The organism is Acinetobacter sp. TUM15064 (genome assembly GCF_008980265.1).
In the GTDB taxonomy this organism is placed as follows: Bacteria; Pseudomonadota; Gammaproteobacteria; order Pseudomonadales; family Moraxellaceae; genus Acinetobacter.
Window position 1 is genome coordinate 40,993 of the sequence record NZ_BKFU01000010.1, and the last position, 20,672, is coordinate 61,664.

The following is a 20,672-nucleotide window of genomic DNA, read 5'->3' on the forward strand; positions in this document are numbered from 1 at the left end:
ATTTTTAGCTACCAACAACCGATTGCGTCAAGTTGTAAACGGTGACATAGGTTGTATAAGGCACATTTAGGCTAGATAAGCACTCAGACACACTTGCTCTGAAAGATGTACTCGTAACACTATCCGTTGCAACTGTTACACCTGTTGGAATTGAAGCCGTTGGATTTGTCATGTGCGTTGATAAACATGAATTAATTTGTGCATTCGAAGCTGTTGATAATGTTGGCATTAACGACACAGCCGTAATAATTGCCATCTCAGGGCTAATGACTTTTGCCGCATCAACATCTGTACCTGTAACATAACCAACAAAAGCCTCATCACTACTAGAGGACGACTCGACAAACTGGACTGTAACTTGGGTCATCACAGCACTTCGCCCACTGGTATAATCATTGCTATTACTCAAAGAACAATACCCTGCGGTCCCTAACTCATTATTTGTAGGTTTCGTTTTACTATCTTCCCAGGTTGAAACACTTGCATTGTTTAAACTAAAGAAACTGGTATTCGTTCCTCTATAGCAAAAAACCAACTCTTTGCCTTTATTATTAGCGGTTCGAATATAACCAAACATACCATTTGCTGCTAACTGCACTGCAAGCTGATCCGCATCCTCTGCATTAAAGATTGCCGCATCAGAATTCTGATTCATTAACTGTTGTGCCTGAGCATTTGTTGCAATATTTAAAGACAAGACACCTTGACGTATAGCTAGAGTACTAATAACAATAAGTAGCAATATGACTACCAGAACAACGATTAAGGTTGCACCTTGTTGTGATTGTTTATTTATCATGATGCGCGATCTCCAAGTGCATTACGAATCGCAACAGTTTGGGTAATCACTTCTCTCAGATTTCTTGATGAGGCACTTTGAATTGAACTTTTTAAAGAAACAGTTTTATCTAAAACATCAAATTCTCTTGAATTATCAATAATAGATTCTGGACCAACCGTTTGACTAGAACGAGCTAAAACCCCAATTTTAACACCCAATATTCTCGGCTCAGTTCCCGATGCTAAATAGTTGGCTATCGTCATATCTCGAAAATTCCCCGCACTATTCTCTGTCACTAACAAGACATGAAAATAGTCAACGCGTTTCATAATGATTTGACCATCATCGCCAAAATTAGTTGCCGTATCGCCACTATATCTACCCGCATCACAAGCCAATGCCAATGCCGTATTAGCGGTCTCTGAATCATTAAAGTTAGTATCTTTTCTCACAAAATACCGCTGTATCACATATTCAGAGGTACTGTTGATGGTATTCCCTTCACAATCAAAACCGCCTGTCGCTATGGGTAAATACTGAATAACCAATTGGTCACTCTCTATATCAACATTCGAACTTCCATCTACAGCACTTCTCGAAAAGTATTTTGTCTCAGTGCTATCTGTTGCCGATAGGTTAGTACTTGTAAGTACAATCCCACCATGTACAACACTGCCAGTCATAGCAGCCGTCGCATTTCCTAAATGGGCAAAGCGAATGTCTTTGGTAATATAATTGAGAGCAAAATTAGAATTATCCTGTAAATCTGATGCGCCTTGTTGTATAGCAACACTCTTTTGCCCCGCAAGGAATAATACGAGTGCTGCCGCAACAATAATCAAACCGATTACTAAGGAAATCATCAACTCGATTAAGGTAAAACCTGCTTGTTGAGAACTTTTCATATTAAAATGCCTCCATCACTACACATGTGGAATTATCTTGATATGAAAAAGTCGAATTTTGGCTTTCAGTACATGCAATTTGTCCATCTTTAGACGTAGTATTATCTGTTGCATCAGTCTTATTCCAAGCAACATAAATACACGTCCTACCATTTGCTGTACCTGGGCAGTCCATCATATTCAGAACCATACCTACACTTTGAGCCTTTAAATAAGCTTCATTTACATCAAAGGCAGCTTTAGTTGCAGGAGTACACGTACCACTATAACAACTTGAAACACTCGCTGACTGTTTATCTTCATCTGCCAAATTTGCTTGGTATACACTTAATGCTGCATTGCTACTGTTCATTCTTATTTTTTCTGCCAAATCTCTGGCAATATTCATCGCTTGAATACGATTTCCACCTTCTGCCGTTGCTTCAACAGCACGTAATTGCAAAGCTGCAAAACCTAAGACAGCAAGAGACAGTAAAAGTAACGCGACTAATACTTCCATCATACCAACACCAGTTTGATTCCTTATTCTCATGAACAATCCCCATCATTTTGTGGTGTTACATAGGTATTTCCAACAACCGAAAGTGAAAATGTTTTCGTGGTAAGCGAACTAGAACTACAAACAACAAATGATGTGTCGCTTGCAATACTACTCGTTGTCCCATCACTCCTAAAATTAATAGAACTGAGACTGGTCGGACTTGTCAAAGTCGTGTTTTCCGCAGGAGACCAGAAGTAAACAATTGAAGTATTCGTACCCGTTGTATTTAGATTGACTGTTGTTGTTGTTCTCAATAACACTGCCTGATTTCTAGCTTTCGTTAGGGTTTCCATTAATTCTTTTGTCGTAGAGTTTAATCTTTGTTTCGCAAGCATATCCGCAAAAGAAGGTGCAGCCATCATCGCGATAATTACCATAATCGCAATTGTCACCATCAACTCAATTAAGGTGAACCCTCTATATCTCTTTTGCATACTCCCTCCCCAAGGCAACAAAACTTTACCCTATTTAAAATCATATTCTAATTCTTTACACAACCAACACAATACAGGATAAAAGGCATAAAAAAACAGATGATTGCCAATTTACAATCATCTGTCAATTTTTCAATAAAATTAGAATGTTAACCAATACACTTTTTAGGCTTGAGTTACCGCAATACGTAACTCTTTTGGCAAACTAAAGGTAATATTTTCTTCACGTCCAGCCAACTCTTGCGGTGGGGTTGCACCCCAATCCTGTAACCTTTGGATGACTTGTTTAATTAAAATCTCAGGTGCAGATGCGCCCGCCGTAACCCCAACTTTAGCAATATTTTCAAACCATGCTTGTTGGAGTTCCTCTGCATTATCAACCAAATAAGCCGATTTACCCATACGCTCTGCAAGCTCACGCAGGCGGTTCGAGTTTGACGAATTTGGTGAGCCAACCACGAGCACCACATCACATTGGGTCGCTAAATCACGCACCGCATCTTGACGATTTTGAGTCGCATAACAAATATCATCTTTACGTGGTCCTTGAATCTCAGGAAATTTTTTACGCAAAGCATCAATCACTTTAGCAGTATCATCAATCGACAGCGTGGTTTGTGTCACAAAAGCCACATGCTCAGGGTGTTTAACTTGAAGCTCAGCGACATCCTCTTCATCTTCCACCAAATAAATTGCACCACCATTTTTTAGGTCGTATTGACCCATGGTTCCCTCAACTTCGGGATGACCTTCATGGCCGATTAAAATGGCCTCCACTCCCTCACGAGCATATTTGGTCACCTCAATATGAACCTTGGTCACCAATGGGCACGTTGCATCAAAAACTTTTAAACCCCGGCGCTCAGCTTCAATCTGTACTGCTTTCGAAACACCATGCGCACTAAAAATCACAATATTGTCGTCTGGTACTTCATCTAGTTCATCAACAAAAATTGCACCACGTTGACGTAAATCATCCACAACGAATTTGTTGTGAACCACTTCATGACGGACATAAATGGGCGGATTAAAGCATTCAAGTGCACGATTGACGATGGCAATCGCACGGTCAACACCTGCACAAAAACCACGTGGATTGGCCAATACAATTTCCATATGTTCCTCGATACCACTTTTCAATCAGCGGAAACTAATAAAATAAATGCAAACAAAGTGACGCCTAGCTATTTCGTTTAAACCTTGTCTGCTCTAAAATAGAGAAGATATTTTATCATATCAGGAAAAATATCATGTCGGGTCTCTTGTTTGTCGTTTCTGCAGCTTCAGGAACAGGCAAAACATCCCTCGTAAAAGCCCTCCTTGACCGTGTAACGAATCTTCACGTTTCTGTTTCTCATACTACACGTGGGCAACGTCCCGGCGAACTTGATGGTGTTCACTACCACTTTACCGAAAAAGACAACTTTTTAGCATTGGTTGGACAAGGTGGATTTATTGAATACGCTGAAGTCTTTGGTAATTACTACGGCACAGCACAAGCCACTGTGAAAGAACAATTGGCCAAAGGTCATGACGTCCTACTGGAAATTGACTGGCAAGGTGCACAGCAAGTTCGTAAACTTTTTCCTGAATCTAAACAAATTTTCATTTTACCACCAAGCCAATTTGACTTACGTCAACGCCTATCGAACCGTGGCACAGACTCGGTTGAAGTGATTGAGCGTCGTTTAGGCTGTGCGGTTGAAGATATGCAACAATATGTCAACTTCGACTATGTGATTATTAATGATGACTTTAATAAAGCCTTGCACGATCTTGAGTCTGTGATTATTGCCAATCGTCTTGTTCTTTCTCAGCAAGCCAATCGTCATCAAAAAATGATTTCTGAACTGATCACCCCTGTAGAGAAGTGATTAAAACTTGAGTCTACAGACAAAGCGCCTTATACTGCACAGTCTGTTTTATTTTCCCATTCATAACGAGAACTCTTATGGCACGCGTAACCGTTGAAGATTGTTTAGACCATGTAGACAACCGCTTTGAGCTTGTACTAGTGGCAAGCAAACGCGCGCGTCAATTGGCACGTCAAGGCATTGAACCTACTGTTGAGTGGGACAATGACAAACCGACTGTTGTTGCATTACGTGAAATCGCAGTAGGTCATGTTTCTAAAGATATTTTGAAACAACGTGAGCAAGACTACCAAACTTCGAGTCTTGATCTTGCCCTTTCTGCAAACAATTTGAATTTAGATGGTTTTTCTTTCCAATAAGAAAAATTTATCGTTTAAAAGCCTAGTTTTTAACTAGGCTTTTTTATTGGATAACTTTTATATTTCTGCAATACACGTTATAACTAGAAGATAAGATTCATCGTGGTTTAGGTGTATCTTTTTTGCTTTTATTCCAATGAAAAAATTGACAACTCATGCAATATGTTTTTCATTAGATGATCAGTAAAATTTTCTTGTAATTGCTACGTCTTAAAGGTGTTTTATGCCAGGCCCAATGGTCAGCCAAGCTAAACAACAGCTCAAAACTATTATCGATGCTTACTTAACTGAAAGCGATGTCGAGCGTGTGCTTGCGGCCTGTGATTATGCGGATATTGCCCATGATGGTATTACCCGTAAAAGTGGCGAACCGTATATTTTACATCCGATAGCCGTAAGTTGTATTTTAGCGCATATGCGTCTAGACGCAGAAACACTCATGGCTGCACTTTTGCATGATGTCATTGAAGACACTGATTTTAGCAAAGAAGATATTGCTGAGAAATTCGGCAAAACCGTCTCAGAGCTTGTCGATGGCGTCACCAAGCTCAGCCAGTCGAGCGATAAAGAATATAATAAAGCGGCTTCATTCCGTAAAATTCTGCAAGCAACACTACAAGATCCTCGTGTCATTATTATTAAACTGGCTGACCGTTATCATAACATGACCACCTTGGATGCACTGCGCCCCGACAAACGCGCACGTATTGCCCAAGAAACCTTTGATATTTTTGTTCCAATGGCACGTATTGTTGGTATGAATGAGATGGGCGATAACCTCGAACATTTGTGTTATCAAAACCTCGATCTCGATATGTATAACAATGTCCAAGAGGCTTTATTACAAACCAAACCCAAACGCTGTGAATATCAAAGTAAATGGGAACATAATCTAACCGAATTACTGAAAACCCATCAAATTTCAGGTCGCATTAAAAAGAAAAATAACAATATTGAACTACTGCGCCACTTTGTCAAAAATGACATTGATCTACATGAACTCACCCACAGCCATGCCTTTGAAATCATTTTAAATAGTATTGCAGACTGCGACCGCTTAGCCGAGGTGTTGCGTGAGAGTTTTCAAGTTTTGCATTTTGCAGACCATATTCGCAAACCGCTCCCAGGTGGTAACCAATCGTTACTACTACGTTTGAAAGGTGAAAATACGACACTATCAGTAACCATTCAAACAGAACTGATGCGTAAAGCTGCGCGTTTTGGCGTGGTGCTTGGTGACAGTGCACCACAAGCTTGCCGCTCTGCAATTCAAGCCTCAATGCAGAACTTAAATGTCTTAATTGATGGTGCCTGTGCCAAGACCACCTTTAGTGAATTACTCGACTATCTACATCAAGAGAAAATATGGGTCTACACTCCACAAGGTCATTTACATGAATTACCGCAAGGAGCAACAGTAGTCGATTTTGCTTACTCTGCCAGCTTATTTTTAGGTAACCATGCAGTAGGTGCAAAAATTAATGGGGAAACCAAGCCCCTTTCTACACCATTGCATAGTGGCCAGGTGATTGAAGTTATCACCGATGTCTTAGCCACCCCCAATCCGGATTGGCTCAGCTTCGTCAACACGCAAAAAGCCCGTCGTGCTTTGCAAAATATTTTGCGCGATCAAGATATCGAAGAACAACGCTTGGTGGGTCAACAAGCTTTAAATCGTGCCTTAAAGCTATTTAATGTCTCCATCAAAGACTTAACTGAAGCCGACTGGTTAGAGCTTCTACAATGGCGTCATATCGAAACTAAAGACCAACTGTTTGAGCAAATTGCCGTAGGTGATTTATTACCACAACTGGTTGCGAATCATTTATTTGCACATGATCAAGGGCAACAAGAGTCTGATCGACTGATCCAAGGTACTGAGGGAGTCGATGTTAAATATGCACATTGCTGCAATCCTGTACTCGGTGACCCAATTCAAGGACACCTATCCCGTCGTGGTCTGATTGTCCATCGAGCACGTTGCCACAACCTCTTACATGAACAACATCTGCACCCTGAAAACATCATGCCATTACAATGGACAAATGAGAACGAAGAAGAAATTAGTTTCACTGCATATTTACTCATTAATATGGCAATGGATGATGAGCAAATTTCCGATCTAATCTACCAATGTCGTAAAGAAAAAATCGGGGTAGAGATGGTTCGCAACCAAGATGATAAAACCTATGTCAATGTGGTCGTGCATAACCGCAAGCAAATTGCCAAAATTATCCGCGATTTACGCATGCATTTTGGCTTCCCACGCATCAGCCGACTGGCTCAACCTGTCAGCCTTTCTGAAACCTCAGTTGCGAGTTAATTATTTAAATCTGCACATTTTAATGCCAATCTAAGCTATGATTGATGGTGAATGATAATAGGAGAACACGATGTCCCGCCAAGTAATTCATACTGAAAATGCCCCTGCTGCAATCGGCACTTACTCACAAGCGATTCTAGTCGGCAATACACTTTATCTTTCTGGTCAGATTGGTTTAGATCCGTATAGTATGGAATTGGTTGAAGGCATTGAAGCGCAAATTCGTCGTGTTTTTGACAACCTAAAAGCCGTATGTGAAGCAGCAGGTGGAACTCTGGCTGATATCGCTAAATTAAATATTTTTTTAACAGATCTCTCTAACTTCCAACTCGTTAACCAAATTATGGGCGAATATTTTGCACAGCCCTATCCTGCACGTGCTGCACTCGGCGTGGCGAGCTTACCTAAAAATGCACTCGTTGAAATGGATGGCATTGTAATTATTAATCAATAAGTTATGATTTCAAAAAAAAGCCACCGATCAAGTGGCTTTTTTTTATCCAAAATCTCAATAAAAACGAATAGAATTCCAAATGATTTTTATTGACAAACGATAACAATTATCAATAATATCACTTATCTTATTTATTTCATGTGGCTTGCTGAAATGTACGTGTGCTTATGCCGTGGTATTACAGATCAAGATATTAAAGATGCCGTTGAAAATGGTGCGGGAAGCTATCGTGAAGTCCGCGAGATGCTAGACCTCGGCACATGCTGTGGGCGCTGTGCACCAGAAGCACGTTCGATCATTAGCGCTGAAGTATCTGCGATTGCCTCACGTTTGGCGATTGCGGCATAAATAAGTATTTGTTTCATATTTTAGAATAATCATAATTATAAAATTACTCTTTATGAGTAACTCCTCCCCCGCTTATGACTCTAGGCGGGTTTTCTTTTCTTAAAGTAACCAGAAAATTCAACTCTCATTCCGCATGCTTTTGATTGCGATTTTCATTTGCTGTTCTATAAATTACTCGCCAAAGATCGCATTGTTGTTTAAGATATTTCTCATAAGTTATTGATATTATTTTTTTAGCAGCAGTTTGAATGGAGCTTCCTCATGAAAGGCAATCGTGATGTAATTAATCAGTTAAATCAGGTGCTTTATCATCATTTAACTGCAATTAACCAGTATTTTCTTCACTCGCGCATGTTTAATGACTGGGGTATTGAGCAACTTGGCTCTGCCGAATATAAAGAATCCATTCGTCAAATGAAACATGCCGATAAAATCATTGAGCGTATTCTTTTTTTAGAAGGCTTACCAAACCTACAACACTTAGGCAAACTTTATATCGGTCAACACACGATTGAAGTACTGAACTGTGATGTACGTAAGGTCAATGAGAACATTGAAGCCATTCAAGCTGCTGTGAAGCTCGCTGAAGAGCAGCTCGACTATGTCACTCGTGATCTTGTGCAAGAAATCTTAGAAAAAGAAGAAGAATGGTTAGACTGGACAACCACACAGCTTGATTTGGTTGAAACTGTGGGTATTGAGAATTATATTCAGAGCCAGATGTAAATTTTTATCAATAAAAAACCTGCTTCACGCAGGTTTTTTATTATTTTCAAAATTTATTTCCAAGGGCGGAGATCAACAATTTTAACCACCTCACCTTTCTCTTTATTAATTAAAACAACCATATCAACAGCATTGGCTTTAAGCGGAACAAAACCCGTTGCTTCAGGATACTGAGCCAATATTTGCGTTACATCCATTTTTGCATTGTATTTATCCAATTCTTTTAACGCAATAACATGACTTTGTATCTGCTTTTTTGCTTGCCCTAAGTCCACATAAAGCTCAGGCCTTTGCGCAACATCCACACCTGAAAAAACAGCCTCAAAAGTAATCACATTTCTTTCATGCACATTTTTAGGCGGAACTGCTGCAACCCAATTAGGAAATAAAAAACTTACATTTTGGTACTCAGGAAGAGCCTTTTCAACCTTACGCAAATCTATCTCATTAATACGCACAAGGTCAAAGCGATCCGCATTATAAACCAACCATGCAGGCTTTCCTTGATAGACTGTAAAAAGTCCATAAGTTAATGCGGCTAACTGTAATAAGCAAATAATTGTTAAATCAAGCTTTAGGGTTTTTTTACCTGTTTTATAAACGAGTAATGTTAAAAGTGGACCTATTACCACATCTATACAGAGCATCAGAAGAAAGATATGCATTACACCTGTGGCCACCGCCAAAGGTGCTGGATACCAAATGAAATAAACCAAGCCCATAGATAATAAAGCAATAATGATTGAGACCAAACCATGAACCAAAAATGCTTTTATACGTGCTGACATATGTATATCCCGCCCCCAATTAAGAGCGCCTATTTTATGCTTTAAAGCATATAACGGCAATTGCTAGGTATGTACTTATAGGCTGCAGTTGATCTTACCCCACACCCCCACACTATAGGCTGTCCAGGAATTATGGCAGCACTTGGACGGGCTGAACTTACATCCCCAGAACCCGGTGTTAGAACAATATTAGATTCCAATACTGTATTAATTACACCATCATACTCAATTTCAATTTGCCCCTCATCCATAACTGGCGTAGCTAAATTCGCAATACCAGTAATACTCATACTGCTGACATTTTCAGTTGGGGTAAATTGAAAAGAATACGAACCAGCAACATTGGGACCTGTACCGCTATATGGTGTAATAGTTCCACTGATCATATAACCAAGCATTTCGACTACTGCCAACTTTGCTTCACTTGATAGAACGAGCCCTTCTGAAACCTTGCTTCGTATTGTGTAATTTTGATATGCAGGGATAGCAATGGCGGCTAAAACCCCAATGATTGCAACAACAATCATTAATTCAATCAAAGTAAAACCTTGCATTCTACGCATGATATTTCTCCCTTAGCTTCATATTCTTATTCTATTACTACAATTTTAATGCCAACTATATTTTTACATATATAACAATAACTTGAAATAAAACATAAAGTTTTAACTAACACTTTTTGTCAACAATTCACAATTTATTGACTCAGCTTACAAAGCAGCAAGAAATAAAAAACGCATCCAAAGATGCGTTTTTTATAATTGAACTATATATTAGTCATTAGCATAACGGCAGTTTGAAGGTACATATTTAAATGCAGCTTCTTTATCTGCTTCTAAAGTACAACCCCAAACCACTGGTGCACCTTGAGCTAAAGCTGTATCAGGTAAGCCAGTTGTGTCACTTAAAACTTTACCACTACCTGGCACTAAACGAAGCGTTGAATCTAGTGAAGTTGCTAACTGTCCAGCATAAGTAATTGTAATCACACCATCAGTGTTTTTTGCTGGAGCGGTTACATCAGTAATTTCAGAAATTGCAATAGATGCTACATTTTCACCTTCTGTGTATTCATAACCATACGAACCAGCTACTGAATCGCCTGTACCATCATATTTAACAATCTTACCATTATTACGTGTAGAGAAAGTTTCCGCTACCGCTGTTTTTGCAGCATTGGCAAGTGTTAAACCTTCAGTAATTTTAGTACGTACTGTATAGCTTTGATACGCAGGAATCGCGATCGCAGCAAGAATACCGATAATCGCAACTACGATCATTAATTCGATAAGGGTGAAACCCTTTTGAACTGATTTCATAACATTCTCCACAAATGTTTTGTTAATTTCTTATAAGCTTTTAAGGCTACTTTGTAATTAGCATGTATTATGCCAACTTTTATTATATTTATTTTCAAATAAAAAACAGCACTTTATTTCACTATTTAAAAAATTATTTTTTGTGCTTTGTTTTTTTATGTGACAAAGTGACAAAGAATGTCAACTTTATCACATTTTAGTTCAGCATGATTGGGGCGTTCTCAAGTTCATCGTTTTGGTCCTGTATTTTGTTGGCATAAAACCGATCCAAAATTATCCCAATTTGAATTACACCATCAAGCAAAGCCTGTCGATACTGCTGTTGTGCCATTTTCGCAATAATGGACTGACAAACCTCATCCCATACCAGCTGTGTCGTGGCTTGTTGTATGCCACGATCTATAACAATTTCAACCTTACGCTCACACAAATTAAGGTATAACAAAATCCCACTGTTAAACTCAGTATCCCACACCCCAAGCTCAGCAAAAAGCTGTTTGGCACGTCCACGTGTGTCTAGATAATAAGCCTCTCGAGCAGGCATGTGCCCTTCGATCACCACTTGGATCTCCCCAACATGGCCCTGTTCAGCATTTACCACGGCTTGCGCAATTGCATGTTGATCTTGCTGATTAAAAAAACGTTTACTCGCAGGCATATGCAATAAATGCTTTAACCACCGTTTAAAACTGGGTTGTATTGCTTCATCTAACTTTGGTTCAGTGACGATTTCCGTCGTTACTGTTGTTGTTACCATGACCCTGATGCTCCTCCACCGCCGAAGCCGCCGCCCCCGCCACTATATCCACCTCCGCCAAAACCACCGCCACCACGACCTCCACGCCCACCTCCACCGCCAGAGGAGAGAAAAAGCTGAAAAATCGTTTGGGCTAAGGTGGTGATGAGTAGAAAGAAAATCCCTCCACCAATCAGTAAGCTGGTGATTAAGCCTGCTCCATTCAACAAACCTGCAACTATTCCTGCAACTGCAGCAGTTGACGCACTTAAACGCTTCCCCACCACCAAAGATCCAATTGCCCCTGCAATGAGAATAAATAAAGCAGTACTCAACGTTTTACTTTTAGCTTCTTGTTCCCGATTGGCTTGGTCTTGACGTTGTTGTAGCTCTTGCGCTGCTTGAGCCGCAACTTCAGGGTCAAGATTTAAAATACGTTCAATTTCAGTCAGTCCTGCGTTAATCCCTTGGGCATACTGACCTTGTTTAAAATAGGGGGTGATTTGTTGGTTAATAATACGGTTCGCAATAATGTCAGGAATGACCCCTTCCAAGCCATAGCCTGTAAGAATCTGAATGCGCCGATCATTAATAGCAATTGCAATCAATAAACCATTGTCCTGCTTAGCCGAACCAAGTTGCCATTGGTCTGCAATACGCATGGCAAAACTGAAAATATCCTCTTGCCCTGTGCTCGGAACTATCACCACGCCTATTTGTGCCTTTCCTGTATCATGTAAAGCACGAATTTTTTGACCAATCGCTTGTTGTTCTTCAACACTGAGGACGTGAGCTTGGTCGATTACTGGCGCATTTAAAGTCGGTAAGGCCCGTATCGACTCGCCCTCTGCCATATCATTCGCAACAAGCGGTTGAGATACAGCATCAGCGCTTTTAGAAGTCACGTTATTGGAGGTCTCTGCTTGCTGATCTTGGATCATCTTTCCAGCGATGACTGTTTCAGTCGCACTATCTGTTGCAGTCGCAACCTCCGCCCACGTTAATGAACTTAGACACAACAGTCCTGATAAAATGAATGCAACCATCCATTGATACGGAAACCGTTTCCCCTGTTGTGCTCCCTTCATTCATTCACCCTCTATTCATAACGACAAGAAACCCGACTTAGTTAAATGATACCGTTGGTGCTTTTTGTGCACTTTGCTCCGCACTAAAGTTCGGTTTGGTGTCCATACCAATCACCTTGGCGGTCATGACTTGTGGGAACTGGCGTGAATAGGAGTTAAAGTCTTGCACCGTAGTAATATAGCGATTACGCGCGACAGCAATACGGTTTTCGGTACCTTCGAGTTGAACCTGTAAATCACGGAATTGCTCATTGGCTTTTAAGTCAGGATAGTTTTCTGAGACTGCAATTAAACGTGACAATGCTCCTGTCATTTGCGCCTGCGCTTCTTGATATTTTTGGAATAATGCAGGGTCTTCTAATACCTCTTTATCGACTTTTAAACCTGCAACATTGGCACGAGCCTGTGTGACTTCGGTTAGGACTTGTTCTTCATGTTTGGCATAGCCCTTTACCACATTCACCAAGTTCGGCACCAAATCTGCACGGCGTTGATATTGGTTTTGTACTTCTGACCATGCTGCTGTAACTGCCTCATCTTTGACCTGCAAGGTATTATAACCACAGCCCGATAGGGTTAAGGTGCTCGCAAGGGCAACAACGACAGCAGTTTTTTTCATAAAATTCATTCAGCTATCCTCTTTCTTTTGTATTTATTGCAATAACTTGATTGTAAACACATTTGATTATCCTTTTGTTGCTTTTAGTTAAAGCTTTTAAAAATGAAAAACCGAGTGATCTTGACTCGGTTTTGATTATTCGTTTTTTATGCTTAAACTAAGCAACCGTGTGCAATTCCTGCTGAAAACCTTCTAGTTGATAGTCTTCTGCCAAACGGGTTTTCCAGTATTTCAACAGTTGGGTGTAATCAATCTCTGAGGGATGAAAGTTGCTTTTGTAATAGGACAGATATTCAGGCAGCAATTGCACAAACATCTTGGCCAGTAAATACAATCCAAAGAGATTCCCACCCAATTTCGGTACACTCTTTTTAAGGTCTTGTAAAAATAAACGGCTGGCTGAATAAAAAGTTAAACTGGCGAAACCTGTCGTTACACTGCGCATAATTAAACGACGAATCTTGTCATCACCATAGATATCCTGATAAACATCAAACGCCACCGAGCGATGCTCAATTTCTTCAATAGCATGCCAGACCCAAAGTTTAACGGCATCATCATCCAAGGTACTCAATACCTCAGGATGCCTTAAAATATAGCCACCTAAAAGTGCGGTAAAATGCTCAAAAGCGCAGGTGATTGCGAGCTGAATTTTAGGATGCAGGTTTTTCACATAATCATCTTTACGTGCTAACCATGCCTGAAAACGGTCAAGATTATAATCATCACGGCGCCATGCAGCATTAAAAGCCGTATGTGCTTGAGAATGCATCGCCTCTTGACCAATAAATGCCGCAATCTGCGCTTGCAAATTTTCATCCTTCACCTGCTCACGAACATTGCGCACACTATGCACAAAGAACTGCTCACCGATGGGAAAGGTCGAAGACAATGCTGTCAGCAAATGCGACATGACTGGTGAATTGGCAAAATAATGTCGGCGAATGGCTTTGGGGTTGAATTGCAAACGTCGAATTGTAATACCCTGAGCTTTTGGACGATGTTGATATAATTTTTCTGTCGTCACTTGAGTCATGTCTCTTTCCTAACATTTAACCGAGCGATCTTCAGTATCTGAATTTATCAATGCGACACATATGGCAAAAATGCTTAGTGCGTTTGCAAATTCATCCATTTTTATCGGACTCTCTGCCAGATCTTTTTCGATTTATCCCGAACCACCTCATTCATATCATCTCAGGCAACTAGTAATAATAAAAAAACCCGCCGTAGCGGGTTTTTATGTTGAACGATTTAGATTAAACGTCTAAATAATCCAAAATACCTTCAGCCGCTTGACGACCTTCCCAAATCGCTGTGACAACAAGGTCTGAACCGCGAACCATATCACCACCTGCAAAGATTTTCGGGTTTGAGGTTTGGAATTTATAGGTTTGCTGTTCAGCCGCAACTACACGACCCGAACCATCAAGGTTAATATTCACATTTGTAAACCAATCCGCAGGGCTGGTACGGAAACCAAATGCCAATAAAACCGCATCTGCAGGTAAAATTTCTTCTGAACCCGGAATTGGTTCTGGGCTGCGACGACCACGGCTATCAGGCTCGCCAAGTTGAGTCGTAACCACCTTAACACCTGTAACTTTACCGTTTTCACCTACCACCTCAATCGGTTGGCGGTTAAACAAGAAGTTCACACCTTCTTCTTTGGCATTTTGCACTTCACGACGTGAACCTGGCATATTTTCTTCATCACGACGGTACGCACAGCTCACCACTTCTGCACCCTGACGGATCGAAGTACGGTTACAGTCCATTGCAGTGTCACCACCACCAAGAACAATCACCTTTTTACCTTCAACACTGATGTACTCGCTTGGGTCTTTTTCCCAACCTTGAGTACGGTTGACATTGGCAATCAAGAAATCGAGTGCATCGTAAACACCATCAAGGTCCTCACCTGCGAAGCCACCTTTCATGTAGGTATAAGTACCCATACCCATGAACACCGCATCATATTCTGCAAGCAGTTGATCAATAGTGACATCTGTACCAATTTCAGTATTTAAGCGGAATTCCACGCCCATACCTGTGAAAATTTCACGGCGACGCTTCATTACATCTTTTTCCATTTTAAATTCTGGAATACCAAAGGTTAATAGACCACCAATTTCAGGACGTTTGTCGAATACAACAGGTTTCACCCCGTTACGCACCAAAATATCAGCACAGCCTAGACCTGCGGGGCCCGCGCCAATGATCGCGACTTTTTTATCAGTCCACTTTACATTTGACATATCTGGACGCCAGCCGAGTGCAAAAGCGGTGTCATTGATGTATTTTTCAGCATTACCAATCGTTACTGCGCCAAAACCATCATTTAAGGTACAAGCCCCTTCACATAAACGGTCTTGCGGGCATACGCGACCACACACTTCTGGTAACGTGTTGGTTTGGTGACACAATTCTGCAGCTTGGAAAATACGACCTTCCGCAATTAACTTTAACCAGTTTGGAATGTAGTTATGTACTGGGCATTTCCATTCACAATACGGGTTACCACACCCTAAACAACGGTGGGTTTGGTTTGCTGCCACTTCCGCTGTAAAAGGTTTATAAATTTCCACAAACTCTGCTTTGCGGACCTGAATCTCTTTTTTCTCTGGATCTTGGCGTGCTACATCCAGAAATTGAAAGTCATTGTTTAGGCGCTCTGCCATGTCTCTCTCCGTGGGTAGGTGCAGCCCGTTTATCTCTCGTCTGCACCTGCCTATGTATCAGCAGTAGTGGAATTATTGTGGATCAGCTTGAGTCGTTTTCAACAACGTCTGTAAGTTGGCAGCTTTTGGTTTCACCAACCAGAATTTACGACTGTAGAAATCAAACTCGTTACGGATCTTGTACGCCCAAGCACTACCAGTCTCAGCAATGTGTTCATCTAAGATACGACTTAAGAACTCTTTATGTTCTTCCATCGACTCAGTCGAAATACGATTCAGCTCAATCAGCTCGTGGTTGTAATGATCAACGAAGTCATTATCAAGGTCAAGAACGTAAGCAAAACCGCCTGTCATACCTGCACCGAAGTTGTGACCCACTTTACCGAGTACAGTCACGATACCGCCCGTCATATATTCACAACAGTGATCGCCCGCACCTTCAATTACGGCAAAAGCACCCGAGTTACGTACCGCAAAACGCTCACCTGCTGTACCTGCTGCGAATAATTTACCGCCCGTTGCACCGTATAAACAAGTGTTACCAATAATCGCAGTTTCTTGGGTTTGGAAAGGCGAACCTTTTGGCGGGAAGATCGACACACGACCACCTGCCATACCTTTACCTACGTAGTCGTTCGCATCACCCTCTAAACGAATGTGCAAACCACCTGCGTTCCAAACGCCAAGAGATTGACCAGCAGTACCCACTAAATTCAGCTTAACAGGATGTGCTTCCATGCTGAGGTTGCCATAACGACGCGCAATCTCACCTGAAATACGTGCTCCAATTGAACGATCACAGTTACCAATGCTGAAGTGATATTCACCTGTGGTTCCAGCTTCAATGGCTGGCAACATTTCAGCAATCATTTGCTCAGCCAGTAAACCTTTGTCAAACGGTGCATTACCTTCAACTTCACAGTACTGCGCCTTACCTTGTGCAGAAGGATGTGACTCCAGTAATGCGCTCAAATCAAGGTGTGCATGCTTTTCAGTTTCACCTGGAAGCATTTCAAGCAAATCTGTACGACCAATCAAGTCTTTAAGGCTTGAAACACCCAACGCTGCCAACCACTCACGTGTTTCTTCAGCAATAAACGTGAAGAAATTAATGAGCATTTGTGGCTCACCAATATAATGTTCTTGGCGTAAATGATCTTGTTGAGTCGCCACACCCGTTGCACAGTTATTCAGGTGACAAATACGCAGGTATTTACAACCTAAAGCAATCATTGGCGTTGAACCAAAACCAAAGCTTTCTGCACCTAAAATAGCTGCTTTCACCACATCTAGACCGGTTTTCAAACCACCATCCGTTTGAACGCGGACTTTACCACGTAGGTCATTGACACGAAGTGCTTGATGCGCTTCAGAAAGACCCAACTCCCAAGGAGAACCCGCATGGTGAATTGAAGACAATGGCGATGCTGCTGTACCACCGTCATAACCTGAAATAGTAATGAAGTCGGCATAAGCTTTTGCTACACCTGCCGCAATAGTACCCACACCCGGCTCAGATACTAATTTCACTGAGACCATCGCTTGAGGATTGACTTGTTTTAAGTCAAAGATCAATTGCGACAAATCTTCAATTGAATAAATATCATGGTGCGGCGGAGGAGAAATTAAGGTCACACCCGGTACCGAATAACGTAAACGTGCAATTAAGCCATTCACTTTACCCCCTGGTAATTGACCACCTTCGCCCGGTTTCGCCCCTTGCGCTACTTTAATCTGCAAGACTTCAGCAGAGGTTAAATACGCAGGCGTTACACCAAAACGACCTGAAGCAATCTGTTTGATTTTCGAGTTACGAATGGTGCCATAACGCGCTGGATCTTCACCGCCCTCACCAGAGTTTGAACGACCACCAATGGTGTTCATCGCTATCGCTATCGCTTCGTGTGCTTCTGGAGACAATGCCCCCAAAGACATGCCAGCAGAGTCAAAGCGCGGTAAAATCGCTTCTACAGACTCGACTTGATCGAGAGCAATCGAGTTGTCTGTTTTTAACTTTAACAAATCGCGAATTGTCGCCACTGGGCGGTTATTCACCAGTTCAGCATATTCTTTAAAATCTGCATATTGACCAGAACGCACTGATTTATGCAGAGCATTGATCACGTCTGGGTTGAATGCATGATATTCCTTGTCAAAGACAAATTTCAGCAAACCACCTTGATCAATTGGTTTCCGTGTTTTCCATGCAGTTTCAGCCAATTTCTTCTGATCATTTTCCAGATCAACAAAGGTTGCACCTTTGATACGGCTCGGTACACCTGTGAAGCATTTTGAAACCACTTCTTCAGACAGACCCACCGCTTCAAATAGTTGACCACCACGGTAAGAGGCAACCGTAGAAATCCCCATTTTTGAAAGCACTTTTAACAAGCCCTTTTCAATGCCTTTACGGAAATTCACTTGTGCTTGGATTGGGTCACCCAATAGCTCACCTTTTGCAACCAAGTCATTGATCACATCATAAGCAAGGTAAGGATAAATTGCTGTCGCACCAAAGCCTAGAATAACCGCAAATTGATGCGGATCACGTGCCAATGCTGTTTCAACAATAATATTGGCATCCGTACGCAAACCGACATTAATTAAGTAGTGATGCACAGCACCTGTTGCCATTAACGCATTTGCAGGTAAGAAACCTTGGCGGATTTTCTTGTCAGACAACACCAATAAGGTTTTGCCGTCACGAATTGCCTGTGCTGCTTCTTCACAGATACGCGCAATCGCTGCTTCTAGACCTTCAGATTCAGCATAATTTAAATCAATATCTGCAATTTCATAGCCTGTACGACCTAACGTACGGATTTGATGCATTTTTGAATTTGACAACACTGGACTTGAAATAATCAAACGATCTGCATGCTCAGGACCTTGTTCAAAGACGTTCTGTTCACGCCCCAAACAAGTTTCCAATGACATCACAATTGATTCACGCAATGGGTCGATTGGTGGGTTGGTGACCTGAGCAAACTGTTGACGGAAGTAGTCCGACACATGACGTACTTGGCGAGACAAAACTGCCATTGGCGTATCATCACCCATTGAACCCACTGCTTCCTGACCGCTTTCAGCGATTGGACGAAGCAATTGGTCACGCTCTTCAAAGGTCACCATAAACATTTTTTGTGATGCTTTCAGGTCATCACCTTTTAAGCCTTGATCACATAAATATTCTTCTAGCTCTGGACTACCTTGTACACGAACTGAGTTTTCACGTAACCATTCACGATATGGACGCATTTTTTTCAAATGCGTGCTGACATCTTTAGTATCGAGCATTTTACCTGTGAAGGTATCAATCACTAAGATTTGACCTGGACCAACACGACCTTTAGAAATCACATCTTCAGGCTCGTAACCCCATACACCAATTTCAGATGCCAGTGTGATGTAACCATTTTTGGTAATCACCCAACGTGCTGGACGTAAACCATTACGGTCCAACATACAAATTGCATGACGACCATCTTGGATCACGAGACCAGCAGGACCATCCCACGCTTCCATGTGCTTCGAGTTAAACTCATAGAATGCACGTAAATCGGCATCTAAAGTTTCAACGTTCTGCCATGCTGGCGGAACCAACATACGCAATGCACGGAACAAGTCCATACCGCCACCCACAAGAATTTCAAGCATGTTATCTAAGCTTGAAGAATCTGAACCAGTACGGTTCACAATTGGGTTGAGTTCAGTTAAACCTGGCAATAATGGGTTTTCAAACTTCGGCGTACGCGCCATCGCCCAGTTACGGTTCGCAGTAATGGTATTAATTTCACCATTATGCGCCAGATAACGGAATGGCTGAGCCAGAGGCCAACGCGGTAAAGTATTGGTCGAGAAACGTTGGTGGAACACCACAATATGCGACTCAAGACGTGGATCTGCCAAATCTGTATAGAAGTCAGCAATCGCTTCAGGCATCATCAAGCCTTTATAGCTAATCACTGTTGAACATAATGTAGTCACATAAAATGATGAGTCATTGCTGAGCTGCTGTTCTGCACGGCGACGTGCCAAGAAGAGTTTACGGTTAAACTCAACTTCAGAGACACCCATTGGGCAGTTCACAATAATTTGTTCAAATGCAGGAAGTGACTGCATCGCAATCGAACCCAAAGCATCGTTATTGGTCGGGACTACACGCCACGCCAAGACTCGACAGCCTTCAGATTCAATTTCTTTATTTAGAATTTGTTTCGCATGTGCTGCAATTGCTGGATCGAGGCTTAAAAACACCGTACCGACAGCAAAAACTTCACTGAGTGTAATATCACTGAGTTTTTTCGCTTCTTCGCGGAAAAACTGTTTTGGCATTGCTAAGAGTAAACCGCAACCATCCCCTGTCTTACCATCTGCAGCAATACCACCACGGTGGGTCATACAGCTCAGACTATGCATAGCAGTCTTCACAAGGTCATGGCTTGCATCACCCTGCATATGGGCAATTAAACCAAAACCACAGTTATCTTTAAACTCATCCGGTTGGTATAAACCTTGAGCGGGAGCTACAGTATTAGGCGATGGCATGTGCATAGCGTACCCTTCTTTCTACAGGCCCTGTCGGGCGTCTAACAATCTAATTACTTCTTGCCGATTCGTTCAATTGACTCATATTCAGATTCTGATTGAAGTACAGCATTTTTTCCTCATACCCAAGATAGACTGATTTTCATCT

Annotated in this window: 20 protein-coding genes; 6 read left to right on the forward strand and 14 right to left on the reverse strand. The window is 41.6% G+C overall.

Going from position 1 to position 20,672, the window contains the following annotated elements:
- Nucleotides 1–4: 4 nt before the first annotated feature.
- The 5 genes from GBI16_RS05100 to ispH all read right to left on the reverse strand — a co-directional run bounded on the left by GBI16_RS05100 (nt 5) and on the right by ispH (nt 3,777).
- Nucleotides 5–799, reverse strand: coding sequence for a pilus assembly protein PilX (locus GBI16_RS05100; protein ID WP_151706645.1), 795 nt, complete (start codon nt 797–799; stop codon nt 5–7).
- Nucleotides 796–1,686 carry a prepilin-type N-terminal cleavage/methylation domain-containing protein gene (locus tag GBI16_RS05105; RefSeq protein ID WP_086209024.1) on the reverse strand — a complete coding sequence of 297 codons (891 nt, stop codon included), beginning with the start codon at nt 1,684–1,686 and terminating at the stop codon, nt 796–798. Before GBI16_RS05105 ends, GBI16_RS05100 begins: the two co-directional genes overlap by 4 nt.
- A 1-nt stretch (nt 1,687) precedes the next feature.
- Nucleotides 1,688–2,218, reverse strand: coding sequence for a type IV pilus modification protein PilV (gene pilV / locus GBI16_RS05110; protein WP_086209025.1), 531 nt, complete (start codon nt 2,216–2,218; stop codon nt 1,688–1,690).
- A complete protein-coding gene (locus tag GBI16_RS05115; protein ID WP_151706646.1) occupies nt 2,215–2,661 on the reverse strand; it encodes a prepilin-type N-terminal cleavage/methylation domain-containing protein in 447 nt (148 codons plus the stop codon). The genes pilV and GBI16_RS05115 overlap by 4 nt, the downstream gene beginning before the upstream one ends.
- Nucleotides 2,662–2,826: 165 nt before the next feature.
- Nucleotides 2,827–3,777: a 4-hydroxy-3-methylbut-2-enyl diphosphate reductase gene (gene ispH, locus GBI16_RS05120; protein ID WP_151706647.1), complete on the reverse strand. Its 951-nt coding sequence runs from the start codon at nt 3,775–3,777 to the stop codon at nt 2,827–2,829.
- 134 nt (nt 3,778–3,911) lie between these two features.
- On the opposite strand from ispH, the gene gmk reads away from it, so the two are divergent.
- The 6 genes from gmk (at nt 3,912) to bfr (ending at nt 8,745) form a co-directional block, all read left to right on the forward strand.
- Complete coding sequence (gene gmk / locus GBI16_RS05125; RefSeq protein ID WP_151706648.1) at nt 3,912–4,535, forward strand: guanylate kinase; 624 nt, start codon at nt 3,912–3,914, stop codon at nt 4,533–4,535.
- A gap of 77 nt (nt 4,536–4,612) precedes the next feature.
- Nucleotides 4,613–4,894 carry a DNA-directed RNA polymerase subunit omega gene (rpoZ, locus tag GBI16_RS05130; RefSeq protein WP_086209029.1) on the forward strand — a complete coding sequence of 94 codons (282 nt, stop codon included), beginning with the start codon at nt 4,613–4,615 and terminating at the stop codon, nt 4,892–4,894.
- A 223-nt stretch (nt 4,895–5,117) separates the two neighbouring features.
- A complete protein-coding gene (locus tag GBI16_RS05135; protein ID WP_086209030.1) occupies nt 5,118–7,217 on the forward strand; it encodes a bifunctional (p)ppGpp synthetase/guanosine-3',5'-bis(diphosphate) 3'-pyrophosphohydrolase in 2,100 nt (699 codons plus the stop codon).
- Nucleotides 7,218–7,287: 70 nt separating this feature from the next.
- Entirely contained in the window at nt 7,288–7,671 is a 384-nt protein-coding gene (locus tag GBI16_RS05140; RefSeq protein ID WP_004691470.1) for a RidA family protein, read from the forward strand.
- 153 nt (nt 7,672–7,824) lie between these two features.
- Nucleotides 7,825–8,019, forward strand: coding sequence for a bacterioferritin-associated ferredoxin (locus tag GBI16_RS05145; protein WP_010327639.1), 195 nt, complete (start codon nt 7,825–7,827; stop codon nt 8,017–8,019).
- A 261-nt stretch (nt 8,020–8,280) separates the two neighbouring features.
- Nucleotides 8,281–8,745 carry a bacterioferritin gene (bfr, locus tag GBI16_RS05150; RefSeq protein WP_086209031.1) on the forward strand — a complete coding sequence of 155 codons (465 nt, stop codon included), beginning with the start codon at nt 8,281–8,283 and terminating at the stop codon, nt 8,743–8,745.
- A gap of 53 nt (nt 8,746–8,798) precedes the next feature.
- Here the strand turns inward: bfr and tfpZ are convergent, their stop codons facing one another.
- The 9 genes from tfpZ to gltB form a co-directional block, all read right to left on the reverse strand.
- Nucleotides 8,799–9,533 carry a TfpX/TfpZ family type IV pilin accessory protein gene (gene tfpZ, locus GBI16_RS05155; RefSeq protein ID WP_151706659.1) on the reverse strand — a complete coding sequence of 245 codons (735 nt, stop codon included), beginning with the start codon at nt 9,531–9,533 and terminating at the stop codon, nt 8,799–8,801.
- Between the two features lie 41 nt (nt 9,534–9,574).
- Complete coding sequence (locus GBI16_RS05160; RefSeq protein WP_151706649.1) at nt 9,575–10,096, reverse strand: pilin; 522 nt, start codon at nt 10,094–10,096, stop codon at nt 9,575–9,577.
- A gap of 210 nt (nt 10,097–10,306) precedes the next feature.
- Nucleotides 10,307–10,852: a pilin gene (locus GBI16_RS05165; protein ID WP_151706650.1), complete on the reverse strand. Its 546-nt coding sequence runs from the start codon at nt 10,850–10,852 to the stop codon at nt 10,307–10,309.
- A 196-nt stretch (nt 10,853–11,048) separates the two neighbouring features.
- A complete protein-coding gene (locus tag GBI16_RS05170) occupies nt 11,049–11,609 on the reverse strand; it encodes a TPM domain-containing protein (protein WP_151706651.1) in 561 nt (186 codons plus the stop codon).
- Nucleotides 11,603–12,676 (reverse strand): YgcG family protein, encoded by a 1,074-nt coding sequence (locus GBI16_RS05175; protein WP_151706652.1) that lies wholly within the window; start codon nt 12,674–12,676, stop codon nt 11,603–11,605. Before GBI16_RS05175 ends, GBI16_RS05170 begins: the two co-directional genes overlap by 7 nt.
- Before the next feature lie 37 nt (nt 12,677–12,713).
- Nucleotides 12,714–13,304 carry a LemA family protein gene (locus GBI16_RS05180; RefSeq protein ID WP_058870410.1) on the reverse strand — a complete coding sequence of 197 codons (591 nt, stop codon included), beginning with the start codon at nt 13,302–13,304 and terminating at the stop codon, nt 12,714–12,716.
- A 148-nt stretch (nt 13,305–13,452) separates the two neighbouring features.
- Complete coding sequence (locus GBI16_RS05185) at nt 13,453–14,331, reverse strand: metal-dependent hydrolase (RefSeq protein WP_151706653.1); 879 nt, start codon at nt 14,329–14,331, stop codon at nt 13,453–13,455.
- A 223-nt stretch (nt 14,332–14,554) separates the two neighbouring features.
- Nucleotides 14,555–15,976: an FAD-dependent oxidoreductase gene (locus tag GBI16_RS05190; RefSeq protein WP_119063241.1), complete on the reverse strand. Its 1,422-nt coding sequence runs from the start codon at nt 15,974–15,976 to the stop codon at nt 14,555–14,557.
- 72 nt (nt 15,977–16,048) lie between these two features.
- Nucleotides 16,049–20,524, reverse strand: coding sequence for a glutamate synthase large subunit (gene gltB / locus GBI16_RS05195; protein WP_171264439.1), 4,476 nt, complete (start codon nt 20,522–20,524; stop codon nt 16,049–16,051).
- Nucleotides 20,525–20,672: the final 148 nt, after the last annotated feature.

What these genes read in the sequence shown, in the direction of transcription:
- GBI16_RS05100 (WP_151706645.1), bottom strand. Translation starts at nt 799, where the DNA reads ATGATAAATAAACAATCACAACAAGGTGCAACCTTAATCGTTGTTCTG.
- GBI16_RS05105 (WP_086209024.1), bottom strand. Translation starts at nt 1,686, where the DNA reads ATGAAAAGTTCTCAACAAGCAGGTTTTACCTTAATCGAGTTGATGATT.
- pilV (WP_086209025.1), bottom strand. Translation starts at nt 2,218, where the DNA reads ATGAGAATAAGGAATCAAACTGGTGTTGGTATGATGGAAGTATTAGTC.
- GBI16_RS05115 (WP_151706646.1), bottom strand. Translation starts at nt 2,661, where the DNA reads ATGCAAAAGAGATATAGAGGGTTCACCTTAATTGAGTTGATGGTGACA.
- ispH (WP_151706647.1), bottom strand. Translation starts at nt 3,777, where the DNA reads ATGGAAATTGTATTGGCCAATCCACGTGGTTTTTGTGCAGGTGTTGAC.
- gmk (WP_151706648.1), top strand. Translation starts at nt 3,912, where the DNA reads ATGTCGGGTCTCTTGTTTGTCGTTTCTGCAGCTTCAGGAACAGGCAAA.
- rpoZ (WP_086209029.1), top strand. Translation starts at nt 4,613, where the DNA reads ATGGCACGCGTAACCGTTGAAGATTGTTTAGACCATGTAGACAACCGC.
- GBI16_RS05135 (WP_086209030.1), top strand. Translation starts at nt 5,118, where the DNA reads ATGCCAGGCCCAATGGTCAGCCAAGCTAAACAACAGCTCAAAACTATT.
- GBI16_RS05140 (WP_004691470.1), top strand. Translation starts at nt 7,288, where the DNA reads ATGTCCCGCCAAGTAATTCATACTGAAAATGCCCCTGCTGCAATCGGC.
- GBI16_RS05145 (WP_010327639.1), top strand. Translation starts at nt 7,825, where the DNA reads ATGTACGTGTGCTTATGCCGTGGTATTACAGATCAAGATATTAAAGAT.
- bfr (WP_086209031.1), top strand. Translation starts at nt 8,281, where the DNA reads ATGAAAGGCAATCGTGATGTAATTAATCAGTTAAATCAGGTGCTTTAT.
- tfpZ (WP_151706659.1), bottom strand. Translation starts at nt 9,533, where the DNA reads ATGTCAGCACGTATAAAAGCATTTTTGGTTCATGGTTTGGTCTCAATC.
- GBI16_RS05160 (WP_151706649.1), bottom strand. Translation starts at nt 10,096, where the DNA reads ATGCGTAGAATGCAAGGTTTTACTTTGATTGAATTAATGATTGTTGTT.
- GBI16_RS05165 (WP_151706650.1), bottom strand. Translation starts at nt 10,852, where the DNA reads ATGAAATCAGTTCAAAAGGGTTTCACCCTTATCGAATTAATGATCGTA.
- GBI16_RS05170 (WP_151706651.1), bottom strand. Translation starts at nt 11,609, where the DNA reads ATGGTAACAACAACAGTAACGACGGAAATCGTCACTGAACCAAAGTTA.
- GBI16_RS05175 (WP_151706652.1), bottom strand. Translation starts at nt 12,676, where the DNA reads ATGAAGGGAGCACAACAGGGGAAACGGTTTCCGTATCAATGGATGGTT.
- GBI16_RS05180 (WP_058870410.1), bottom strand. Translation starts at nt 13,304, where the DNA reads ATGAATTTTATGAAAAAAACTGCTGTCGTTGTTGCCCTTGCGAGCACC.
- GBI16_RS05185 (WP_151706653.1), bottom strand. Translation starts at nt 14,331, where the DNA reads ATGACTCAAGTGACGACAGAAAAATTATATCAACATCGTCCAAAAGCT.
- GBI16_RS05190 (WP_119063241.1), bottom strand. Translation starts at nt 15,976, where the DNA reads ATGGCAGAGCGCCTAAACAATGACTTTCAATTTCTGGATGTAGCACGC.
- gltB (WP_171264439.1), bottom strand. Translation starts at nt 20,524, where the DNA reads ATGCCATCGCCTAATACTGTAGCTCCCGCTCAAGGTTTATACCAACCG.